12 protein-coding genes are annotated in these 10103 nt (G+C 65.2%); 11 read left to right on the top strand and 1 reads right to left on the bottom strand.

The window, feature by feature from the left end; translation table 11 throughout:
* Positions 1-145 precede the first annotated feature (145 nt).
* Together AADJ04_RS16245 and AADJ04_RS16240 are read left to right on the top strand one after the other, a co-directional pair.
* Positions 146-562 carry a DUF2069 domain-containing protein gene (locus AADJ04_RS16245; protein ID WP_341240251.1) on the top strand — a complete coding sequence of 139 codons (417 nt, stop codon included), beginning with the start codon at positions 146-148 and terminating at the stop codon, positions 560-562.
* Positions 563-610: 48 nt separating this feature from the next.
* A complete protein-coding gene (locus AADJ04_RS16240; protein WP_341240250.1) occupies positions 611-2029 on the top strand; it encodes an FAD-binding oxidoreductase in 1419 nt (472 codons plus the stop codon).
* Between the two features lie 14 nt (positions 2030-2043).
* Here AADJ04_RS16240 and gcvA read toward each other — a convergent pair whose 3' ends face one another.
* Complete coding sequence (gene gcvA, locus AADJ04_RS16235; RefSeq protein WP_341240249.1) at positions 2044-2958, bottom strand: transcriptional regulator GcvA; 915 nt, start codon at positions 2956-2958, stop codon at positions 2044-2046.
* A 116-nt stretch (positions 2959-3074) separates the two neighbouring features.
* On the opposite strand from gcvA, the gene AADJ04_RS16230 reads away from it, so the two are divergent.
* From AADJ04_RS16230 to AADJ04_RS16190, 9 genes are all read left to right on the top strand, one after another.
* A complete protein-coding gene (locus tag AADJ04_RS16230) occupies positions 3075-3749 on the top strand; it encodes a cupin domain-containing protein (RefSeq protein ID WP_198847905.1) in 675 nt (224 codons plus the stop codon).
* A gap of 20 nt (positions 3750-3769) precedes the next feature.
* Entirely contained in the window at positions 3770-4897 is a 1128-nt protein-coding gene (locus tag AADJ04_RS16225; protein WP_341240248.1) for an FAD-dependent oxidoreductase, read from the top strand.
* Between the two features lie 85 nt (positions 4898-4982).
* Positions 4983-6188, top strand: coding sequence for an MFS transporter (locus AADJ04_RS16220; RefSeq protein WP_341240247.1), 1206 nt, complete (start codon positions 4983-4985; stop codon positions 6186-6188).
* A 94-nt stretch (positions 6189-6282) separates the two neighbouring features.
* A complete protein-coding gene (locus AADJ04_RS16215; protein WP_341240246.1) occupies positions 6283-7137 on the top strand; it encodes a thymidylate synthase in 855 nt (284 codons plus the stop codon).
* Positions 7138-7252: 115 nt separating this feature from the next.
* Positions 7253-7867, top strand: coding sequence for a DUF4337 domain-containing protein (locus AADJ04_RS16210; protein WP_044402785.1), 615 nt, complete (start codon positions 7253-7255; stop codon positions 7865-7867).
* A 23-nt stretch (positions 7868-7890) separates the two neighbouring features.
* Positions 7891-8394 (top strand): dihydrofolate reductase, encoded by a 504-nt coding sequence (locus AADJ04_RS16205; protein WP_341240245.1) that lies wholly within the window; start codon positions 7891-7893, stop codon positions 8392-8394.
* A gap of 180 nt (positions 8395-8574) precedes the next feature.
* Complete coding sequence (locus AADJ04_RS16200; protein ID WP_341240244.1) at positions 8575-8838, top strand: hypothetical protein; 264 nt, start codon at positions 8575-8577, stop codon at positions 8836-8838.
* Entirely contained in the window at positions 8805-9596 is a 792-nt protein-coding gene (locus AADJ04_RS16195; protein ID WP_341240243.1) for an FAD-binding oxidoreductase, read from the top strand. Before AADJ04_RS16200 ends, AADJ04_RS16195 begins: the two co-directional genes overlap by 34 nt.
* Positions 9562-10053 carry a BBE domain-containing protein gene (locus AADJ04_RS16190; RefSeq protein WP_341240242.1) on the top strand — a complete coding sequence of 164 codons (492 nt, stop codon included), beginning with the start codon at positions 9562-9564 and terminating at the stop codon, positions 10051-10053. Before AADJ04_RS16195 ends, AADJ04_RS16190 begins: the two co-directional genes overlap by 35 nt.
* Positions 10054-10103: the final 50 nt, after the last annotated feature.

Here is a 10103-nt window from a genome sequence, read left to right as displayed (position 1 = left end):
GCGCTTGCGGCGTTGCAGTCCTTGCCAAGGTCCCGACCTTGGCAGCGGACCGCGCCTTGCAATCACAGGCTCGGGGGCCCAACGTGGGTACGTAAAAGTGCATAGCACGCTCTAGAAAGGACATGGCCGATATGATGCCACCCCAATGACTGCATCCCCCGCCATCCCCAATCCCCCCGCCGACCACGGCGTTGCCGCCACACGCTGGGTGGCCACGGGCAGCCTGCTGGCCCTGATCGTTCTGTGCCTGGCCTGGGAGCTGGTGCTGGCGCCTGTGCGCCCCGGTGGTACCTGGCTGGCCATCAAGGCCCTGCCGCTGTGCATACCGCTGGCAGGCATCCTCAAAAACCGCATGTACACCTACCGCTGGGTCAGCCTGGTGATCTGGCTGTATTTCACCGAAGGCGTGGTGCGAGGCTGGAGCGACAAGCCCCCATCGCAGTGGCTGGCCTGGGCCGAAGTGGCACTGTGCCTGGTGCTGTTCACCGCCTGCACGCTGCATGTGCGCCTGCGTCAGCGCAACGCCCGGGCGGCGGCCGATACCGCCGGGGCGTCTGTCTGACACGCCTCCGCCAGTCCTCCTGTTTACCGATCTTGAAGACGCTCTGCCATGACCTCTTTGCTTGACACCCTGCGCTCCATCGTGGGCGATGCCCATGTACTGACCGAAGGCGACCTCACCGCCTGGGAACAAGACTGGCGCCGCCGCGTGCGCGGCAAGGCCCTGGCTGTGGTGCGCCCGGCCAGCACGCCCGAAGTGGCGGCGGTGGTCAAAGCCTGCGCGGCTACCGGCACCGCCATCGTGCCGCAGGGCGGCAACACCGGGCTGGCCGTGGGCTCCACGCCCGATACATCGGGCACGCAGATCGTGCTCAGCCTCACGCGCATGAACGCCGTGCGCAACGTGGACACCGACAACCTCACCATGACCGTGGAGGCCGGCTGCATCCTGCAGAACCTGCAGGAAGTGGCGCGCAATGCGGGCGCACTGTTCCCCCTGTCGCTGGCGGCCGAGGGCAGTTGCACCATTGGCGGCAACCTGGGCACCAACGCAGGCGGCACGCAGGTGGTGCGCTACGGCAACACACGCGACCTGTGCCTGGGGCTGGAAGTGGTCACGCCACAAGGCGAGGTGTGGAGCGGCCTGAAGGGCCTGCGCAAGGACAACACGGGCTACGACCTGCGCGATCTGTTCATCGGCAGCGAAGGCACGCTGGGCATCATCACCGCCGCATGCATGAAGCTCTACCCCCAGCCCGCCGCCAAGCTCACCGCCTGGGCCGCCGTGCCTTCCATGGAACACGCCGTGCAACTGCTGGGCATGGCGCACCAGCAGCTCGGCGCAGGCCTGACGGGCTTTGAGGTGATGGGCCAGTTTGCGCTGAGCCTGGTAGGCAAGCACATGCCACAACTGCGCGTGCCCTTCCTGGGCCAGGACGATGCCCCCTGGTGCGTGCTGCTCGAAAATTCCGACAGCGAATCTGAAGAACACGCCCGCGCACGCTTCGAATCTCTGCTCGAAAAAGCGTTTGAGGCCGGCTGCGTGACTGATGCCGTAGTGGCCGAAAACCTCACGCAAGCGCACCAGCTCTGGCACATCCGCGAGAACATCCCACTGGCCCAGGCCGAAGAGGGCCTGAACATCAAGCACGACATCTCGGTGCAGATCTCGCGCATCCCGGCCTTTGTGGCACACACCGACGCGGTGCTGCAGCGCGAGATTCCCGGCGTGCGCCTGGTCAACTTCGGCCACCTGGGCGATGGCAACCTGCACTACAACGTGCAGGCACCTGTGGAGGGCGACCCCAAGGCCTTCCTGCGTGACAACGAAGAGCGCGTCCACCAGCTCGTGTACGACGCCGTGGCCGAGTTTGGCGGCTCGTTCTCTGCCGAGCACGGCGTGGGCGAGCTCAAGGCCGACAAGCTGGAGAAGTACCAGTCGCCCGTGGCGCTGTCCATGATGCGCGCCATCAAGCAGGCACTGGATCCGCAGGGCATCATGAACCCAGGGCGCGTGCTGAAAGCCTAAACAGCGCTGGGAACCTACGCGGGGCCATGCGCCTCGCGCAGCAGCCAGTCCCGAAACGCGGCCACCTTGGGCTGTGCGATGCATTCGGGGCGGTACACCACGTAATACGCCAGGGCCGATTCCAGCCGCACTTGCGGAAACAGCCGCACCAGGCGGCCCGCAGCCAGGTCGTCATGCGCCATCACGCTGCGCGCTAACGCCACGCCTTGGCCATCAATGGCCGCCTGCAGCACGGCGGCCGAGTTGTTGATGCGCAAGCCCCGGTCGGTGGGCACCCCCTGCACCCCCGCATGGCGCAGCCAGGCCTGCCAGCTGGCAAAACCCGTGCTGGTATCGACGGACTGGTCATGGATGAGCACCTGCCCGCGCAAATCGCCCGGGGCCTGCAGCGTTGCCGTGGCCAGCAACGCCGGGGCGCACACGGGGTACACCTCCTCGTCCATCAACTTCTCTGCCGCCAACCCTGGCCACAGGCCCCGGCCATAGCGCACGCCCACGTCGATGCGCTGGGCCACAAAGTCCACCGGCTTCAGGCTGGTGTCCAGCCGCAAATCGGTCTCAGGCCAGGCGGCCTGAAAGCGCTCAATGCGCGGAAGCAGCCACTTGGCGGCAAACGCCGGGCTCACAGTCACCGTGAGCACGCCGCCCGCACTGCCGCTGCGCAAGCGTTCCAGCCCCGCAGCCAAGCGCTCCAGCCCTGCGCGAATGTCAGGCAAGGCCTGCTCGGCCACTTCGGTGGTCACCAGCCGGGCACGGCCGCTGGTGCTGCGCACAAACAGCGGGCTGCCCAGCCAGTCTTCCAGCGTGCGCACCAACTGGCCCACCGCTGCAGGGGTCACATTCAGCTCTTGCGCCGCCAGAGAAAAACTCTGGTGCCTGGCACTGGCTTCAAAGGCACGCAGGGCATTAAGGTGGACTATTGATCGCATACCCGTAAAGTTTTTCTTTGGTGGCTTGCGACTTTATCTCAGTTGTTCAAGAGGCCTCCAAACCTAAAAATACGCAAGTTCTCAAGCCGCAACCGCCCCCAGAGGTGATCCCTTCCATGCAAATCAACGCCGACTTCACCCAACCTGCGCTCGTACACCCCCAGCAGCACCAGTGGGTGGCCTCACCCCAGGCGGGAGTGGAACGCATCATGCTCGACCGCACGGGCGCGGAGCGCGGGCGGGCCACCAGCATCGTGCGCTACGCGCCTGACTCGCGGTTTCCGCACCACCAGCACCCCGCGGGTGAAGAAATTCTGGTGCTGTCGGGTGTGTTTTCCGAAGGCGACCACCATTACCTACCGGGCTGGTACCTGCGCAACCCGGCAGGCTCGGGCCACGCCCCGCACAGCGCTGAGGGCGCCGTGATTTTTGTGAAGCTGGGGCATCTGCCGCCCGCCCCACACGCACCCGTCGACACGTCGCTGCGCATCAACACCCATGACACGTCTTGCTGGGCCACCGAAGGCGAGCACGCTGCGTGCGAGCTGTACCGCGACGCCGACGAGCACACCCGGCTGCTGCGGCTGGCGCCCCACCGCCTGCTGCCCCTACTGGCCACACGGCAAACCGAAGCCTTCGTCATCCAAGGCAGCCTGCACAGCTCAACCGACGAGCTGCCCGAACGCGGCTGGTTGCGCCTGCCGCCGGGTTCTACGGCGGTGTGGAACGCTGGCGCGCAAGGCGCTACCGTGTTCCTCAAAAGCACTACACCCCACACCGCCACAGCTTGAGCCCCATGCCGCAGACCTCCATGACCTCTACGCGCATCGCCATCCTCGGTGGGGGCCTCAGCGGCCTGATGGCGGCCCGTGCCCTGCATCGCCAAGGCATCCATGACTTTGTGTTGCTGGAAGCACGCAGCGCACTGGGCGGGCGCATCACCTCTTTCCAAAGCCCGGCCGCTTACACACCCACAACGGCTGCGCTGCACCGCTTTGACCTGGGCCCAAGCTGGTACTGGCCAGACTTTCAGCCCGACTTGCACGCGCTGATCGAGCACCTGGGCCTGGCCACCTTTGCCCAGTTTGACGAAGGCGACATGGTGATCGAGCAGTCGGCTCAGAGCGCGCCCATGCGCGTGCCCGGCTACGCCCAATCGCCTGCGTCCATGCGCCTGCTGGGTGGCACCGAAGCCCTGGTAGATGCGCTGAAGGCCGAGGTGCCCCCGCACCAAATCCGCACCAGCCACACCGTGCGCCGCTTGCGGGCCGAGGGCACGCAGGTGCACCTGACGAGTGCGGACGCCTTGGGGCAACACCACCACTGGCAGACCGAGCATGTGCTGCTGGCCCTGCCCCCGCGCCTGGCCGTGGCGCAGTTGGATTGGCAGCCGCCATTGCCTGCAGATTTGCACAATGCGTGGCAACGTACGCCCACCTGGATGGCGCCCCACGCCAAATACGTCGCTGTGTACGAAACACCCTTCTGGCGCGAGCAGGGTCTGTCAGGCCAAGCCCGCAGCGCACGCGGGCCCCTGGCAGAAATCCACGACCTGTCGCAGCCCGGCGGGGGTGCTGCGCTGTTTGGCTTTGTGGGCGTGCCGGCCGCTGTTCGAGCCACTGTGTCTGAAGATGTGCTCCGCCAGCACTGCCGGGCCCAGCTGGCGCGGCTGTTTGGCCCGGCAGCGGCACACCCGGTCGCCGACGCCCTCAAGGATTGGACCCAGGACCCGCTGACCGCCACCGCGCAAGACCAGAGCAGCACCGGCCACCACGCAGCTGCCCCTGTGGCCTTCCCCAGCGAAGGCGCCTGGGCGGAGCGCATCGTGGGCATCGGCAGCGAGTGGTCGCCGCAATACCCCGGTTACCTGGCCGGGGCACTGGACGCCACGCAGCGTGGCCTGCACGCGCTGGGCGTACCCGCCAGCGCAGCACTTTGACCAGCCCCCACTTGGCTCAGGCACACTGAACCCCTCAGCCGTTTGCGTGATTTCCACGCGAACCCACCTCCCTGATCGGCACTGCATGACCCTGCACCCCTCTGTTTTACGGCTGGCCATTGCCCAGGCCCTGTCGGGCGCCAACACCACCGTGGTGTATGCCACGGCCGCCATCATTGGGCACCTGCTGGCACCGCGCCCCGGCATGGCCACGTTGCCGATTTCGGTGTTTGTGATCGGCATGGCCTTGTCCACGCTGCCGGTGGGCGCGGTGGCACGCCAGCATGGCCGCCACGCGGCGTTCTTTCTGGGCAATGGGTGCGGCGTGGTGTCGGGGCTGCTGGCCAGCCTGGCACTGGTGCAGGCGTCGTTTGTGCTGTTCTGCATTGCCATGCTGTTTGGCGGCGCCTATGCGGCGGTGGTGCTCACCTTCCGCTTTGCAGCAGCCGAATGCGTACCAGCGGCCGACAAGCCCCGTGCCTTGTCGCTGGTGCTGGCCGGTGGCGTGTTTGCGGGGGTGCTGGGCCCACAACTGGTCACGGCCACCATGAACCAGTGGCCACCCCACGCCTACGCGGCCACCTACCTGTGCGCTGCGGCGGTATCGGTGCTGTCGGCCCTGGTGCTGCGCGGTGTGCGGTTTGCGGGCAGCCCCGCCATGCCCGCCACTGCAGGCGCGGCACCATCGGCTCTGCCTATCACCAGCAGGCCCATCCGTGAGGTGGTGCGCCAGCCCCGCTTTGTAGTGGCCATGCTGTGCGGCGTGGTCAGCTACATGCTGATGAACTTCATGATGACCTCGGCACCGCTGGCCATGGAGCTTTGCGGCCTGCCGCGCGAATATTCCAACTACGGCATTGAGCTGCATGTGGTGGCCATGTACCTGCCCAGCTTTTTCACCGGGCGGCTCATTGCCCGCTTTGGCGAAACCCCCATCGTTCTGGCGGGCCTGGCACTCACTGCCGCCGCCGCGCTGGTGGGCATGAGCGGCCAGACGGTGGCGCATTTCTGGTGGGCACTCGCCCTGCTGGGCGTGGGCTGGAACTTCGGCTTTCTGGGTGCGTCGGCCATGGTGCTGCAGTGCCACACGCCACAGGAAGGCCCGCGCGTGCAGTCCATCAACGACTTCGTGGTGTTCGGCACCATGGTCATTGGCTCGTTCGCATCAGGCAGCCTGCTCTCGGCCTACGGCTGGAGCACCGTGGCCGCGCTGACGCTGCCGCCCGTGGTGGTGGCTGCGGCGGCACTGCTGTGGATAGGGCGCGTGCGACAAGCGCAATCTTGCACGTAGCGAGTCAGTCGGCAGCGCAAGTGGGCCGGCCCGCTTAAAATCGCCCGCCTGGCCCGGCCCCTGCCGCGCGCCGCTTTACCTTGCGAGCCCCCACATGAACCAGCCTGCCGCCCCTGCACCGCAGCGCCCCGTGCGCTCCCAATACGAGGACCTGATGCGCTTGGTGTTCACCCAGGGGGTGGAAAAAGCCGACCGCACCGGCACGGGCACCAAGAGCGTGTTCGGCCACCAGATGCGGTTTGATTTGCGTGAGGGATTTCCGCTGGTCACCACCAAGAAGGTGCACCTCAAATCCATCATCGTTGAGCTGCTGTGGTTCCTCACGGGGTCGAGCAACAACAACTGGCTCAAGGAACGCGGCGTAACCATCTGGGACGAGTGGGCGCGCGAAGACGGCGAGCTGGGCCCCGTGTATGGCGTGCAGTGGCGCAGCTGGCCCACGCCGGACGGCGGGCACATCGACCAGATCAGCGATGTGATCCAAACGCTCAAAACCAACCCCGATTCCCGGCGCATCATCGTCAGCGCCTGGAACGTGGCCGACCTCAGCAAGATGGCGCTGATGCCTTGCCACGCGTTCTTCCAGTTCTACGTGGCCCCGGCGCAAGAGCCCGGGGGGCGCGGCACGCTGAGCTGCCAGCTCTACCAACGCAGTGCCGACATCTTTTTGGGTGTGCCGTTCAACATTGCCAGCTATGCGCTGCTCACGCACATGGTGGCGCAGCAGTGCGACCTGGACGTGGGGGATTTCATCTGGACGGGTGGCGACTGCCACATCTACAGCAACCACTACGAGCAGGTCACCACCCAACTGGCCCGCACGCCCTACGCCTACCCCACCCTGCGCATCAAGCGCAAGCCCGCCAGCATCTTCGAATACGAGTACGAAGATTTCGAGGTGCTGGACTACCAATGCCACCCGGCCATCAAGGCGCCTGTGGCGGTGTGACCCTGCGCCAGGGCAAGCAGCCGTAGCGCCCCAGGCCACGCGGCGTTTGCCACTTTTTTTCACCGCAGCCCGGGCGCTGCGGTAGTGCTTAGCAACCCTCTGACCTCCATCCCATATGTCTTCCGGCGGATTTCACGTACACGGCCCCCACGACCACGCCATTGAGCACGCCACGCATGGCCACGGCGAGCACCCTGCAGAGAGCCACGGCACTGAAGGCCATGGCAGCAGCACCAACAAAATCGCAATGTTCACCGCCATCGTCGCCACGGTGGGTGCCATCTTTGCCTACATGGGTGGCGCCACGCAGGCCAATGCGGGGCTGATGAAGAACGATGCCGCCATCAAGAAGACGGAAGCCTCCAACCAGTGGAATTACTTCCAGTCCAAGAGCACCAAGCAGTCGCTGGCCGAACTGGCGCGCGACATGACGCCCAGCGAGCAGGAAAAGGCCAAGTACCAGGCCAAGATTGACCGCTACGAAACCGAGAAGAACGAGATCAAGAAAGCTGCAGAGGGCCTGGAAGCCGAAGCCCGCGCCTTTGATGAAAAGAGCGAAGCGCAGATGCACCAGCACCACCGCTGGGCGCAGGCCACCACGGCGCTGCAGGTTGCGATTGCCCTGGCCGCGATTGCGCTGCTCACACGCAAAAAATGGCTGGAATGGGGCATGTACGGCGTGGCCGCCATTGGCCTGGGCGTAGGCACCCTGGCGCTGCTCCATATCTGACCCCTCTTACCGCACAGGCCACCATGCAACCGCTGCACCTGATTTACGCCCGCGCCGCCAATGGCGTGATTGGCAAGGACAACACCATGCCCTGGCACCTGCCCGAGGACATGGCGCATTTCAAGCAACTGACGCAGGGCTGCGCGGTCATCATGGGCCGCAAGACTTGGGATTCATTGCCCCCACGTTTTCGGCCGCTGCCGGGGCGCACCAACATCGTGGTCACCCGCCAAAGTGACTGGCAGGCCGAAGGTGCGCTGCGCGCTGACAGCCTGGAAAGTGCACTGGCCCTGGCCCGCGCAGCCACCACCGAGCCCCACCGCCCGGTGTGGGTGATGGGCGGAGCACAGATCTACGCCCAGGCCTTGCCCCTGGCCAGCCGGGTTGAGGTCACAGAGATCGCGCAGGACTTTGACGGCGATGCCTACGCCCCCACACTGGGCGCTGAGTGGAAGGAAGCCGCGCGCAGTTCGCATGTCTCCACCAACGGCCTGCCCTTTGACTTTGTGAGCTACGTGCGGGACTGAGTGGCGATTTCTCAGGTCGCACCTAAATGCTCTTGATTTCATAGCTGCTAGCGCTTACCCATCAAGCGCTACAGGCATTTTTACCTCTATACCACTGGGCCAGCTACCGCGTCCATTTTTTCATTGGCCTGACGTAACCAGCGTGCTAAAGCGGCGTTTTTCTCAGGAGGGAAAGCGTCCATGGCCCATCGAAAAAGTCCCACACGCGCGGCAAAACAACGCCGCATCGCGCACTTCCTGGCGCAGGCCCTGCACGCAGCGGCCCCTGGCCAAAGTGCCACGTTGACGGGGGTACAGAAGGCCGACCTGGAAGCCCGCACCGTCGGACGCGTGGTCTTTCCCTGGGACGCTGACTACGACGCGGACCGGCAGGAAACCAACCCTGCGTTCCAGTATTACCCCCTGTCATCGTGTACTGCGCTTGCGAAACCGACGTGCTGGTGAGCATGGGAGTGGCCAGGGACGCGGGCTTGGCGGTATCGGTACGCTCAGGCGGGCACAGCACGGCAGGGTATTCGGTGAACACCGACGGCATGGTGATTGACCTGAGCGAGATGAAGGGCGTGGTGCTGGACGAAGACCGGGCACTGGTGCATGTGCTGCCCCGCACGCCGTTTGAGGTGTTCAACGGCGCACTCAACGGCACGGGCTGGCATGTGCCCACGGGGGCTTGCGGCAGCGTGTGCGTGGCCGGGTTTGTGCAGGGTGGAGGCTATGGCTACACCTCGCGGACGTTTGGCATCCAAAGCGACAAGGCGGCAGCGTTTCGCGTGGCGCTGGCCAGCGGAACGGTAGTGACTGCCAACGAACGCGAGAACGCCAACCTGTTCTGGGCCTTGCGCGGCGGCACGGGCGGCAACTTTGGCGTGGTGCTGCAGGTCAGCTACCACATGGTGCGTCTGCCGTCGGTGTGGGGCTGGTCCATTACCTGGCAAGCCGAGCAGGCAGCGCAGGTGCTGGCACTGCAGCAAAAGGACTACACCCGCCAGGGCGCCCCCGAACAGCTGGGCTACATGATGAACCTGGGCTACTACAACGGGCAGGTGGTGTACATGGTGCAAGGCATGTACTGCGGCCCGCGGGACGAGGGCTACGCCGCCATCCAGCCCTTGCTGCAAATTCCAGCCCCTGCTGCAAATCACCGGCGCGCAACTGGTGGTGGACAAGGTGGGCACGTACCCGGAGCTGAACAACTATTTTGAAGACCACCCCTACCCCCTGCCGCAAGACCTGCCTGACGGCATTTGCGAGACCAAGGCCAGCGGATATATCGACAAGCCCATTCCCCAGGCGGTGTGGCAGCAGGTGATCGACCAGTTCCACCAGGCCGTCAACCCCTGGAGCATGGTTTACACCGAGCCCTACGGCGGCGCGATTGCCCGCTACCCGGTGGAAGGCAGCGCCTTTGTGCACCGCCATGTGGACATGGACATCGTGATTGACGGCTGCTGGCGCAACGAAGAAGAGCGCGTGAAGGTACAGGCCTGGATCGACGGGCTGTATGACCTGCTGAGGCCCTACATGAACGGGCATGTGTACCAAAACTACCCCGACCGGACTCTGAAGGACTTTGCCAAGGCCTACTGGGGCGATGAGACGTATCGGCGGTTGCGCGAAGTCAAGACGAGGTACGACCCCACCAACTTCTTCTGCTACTAGTGTGGTGTCTCAAAAGTAATCATCAAATAATGGTACTCGCTGCCCGCGCC

Origin of the sequence: uncultured Acidovorax sp. (genome assembly GCF_964021665.1) — a bacterium.
GTDB classification, from domain to species: Bacteria; Pseudomonadota; Gammaproteobacteria; order Burkholderiales; family Burkholderiaceae_C; genus Acidovorax; species Acidovorax temperans.
This window is presented reverse-complemented; position numbering and strand designations above follow the sequence as displayed.

Coding starts and splice junctions, on each gene's coding strand:
- AADJ04_RS16220 (WP_341240247.1), top strand. CDS start 4,983: ATGACCCTGCACCCCTCTGTTTTACGGCTGGCCATTGCCCAGGCCCTG.
- AADJ04_RS16230 (WP_198847905.1), top strand. CDS start 3,075: ATGCAAATCAACGCCGACTTCACCCAACCTGCGCTCGTACACCCCCAG.
- AADJ04_RS16225 (WP_341240248.1), top strand. CDS start 3,770: ATGACCTCTACGCGCATCGCCATCCTCGGTGGGGGCCTCAGCGGCCTG.
- AADJ04_RS16240 (WP_341240250.1), top strand. CDS start 611: ATGACCTCTTTGCTTGACACCCTGCGCTCCATCGTGGGCGATGCCCAT.
- AADJ04_RS16215 (WP_341240246.1), top strand. CDS start 6,283: ATGAACCAGCCTGCCGCCCCTGCACCGCAGCGCCCCGTGCGCTCCCAA.
- AADJ04_RS16210 (WP_044402785.1), top strand. CDS start 7,253: ATGTCTTCCGGCGGATTTCACGTACACGGCCCCCACGACCACGCCATT.
- AADJ04_RS16245 (WP_341240251.1), top strand. CDS start 146: ATGACTGCATCCCCCGCCATCCCCAATCCCCCCGCCGACCACGGCGTT.
- gcvA (WP_341240249.1), bottom strand. CDS start 2,958: ATGCGATCAATAGTCCACCTTAATGCCCTGCGTGCCTTTGAAGCCAGT.
- AADJ04_RS16200 (WP_341240244.1), top strand. CDS start 8,575: ATGGCCCATCGAAAAAGTCCCACACGCGCGGCAAAACAACGCCGCATC.
- AADJ04_RS16205 (WP_341240245.1), top strand. CDS start 7,891: ATGCAACCGCTGCACCTGATTTACGCCCGCGCCGCCAATGGCGTGATT.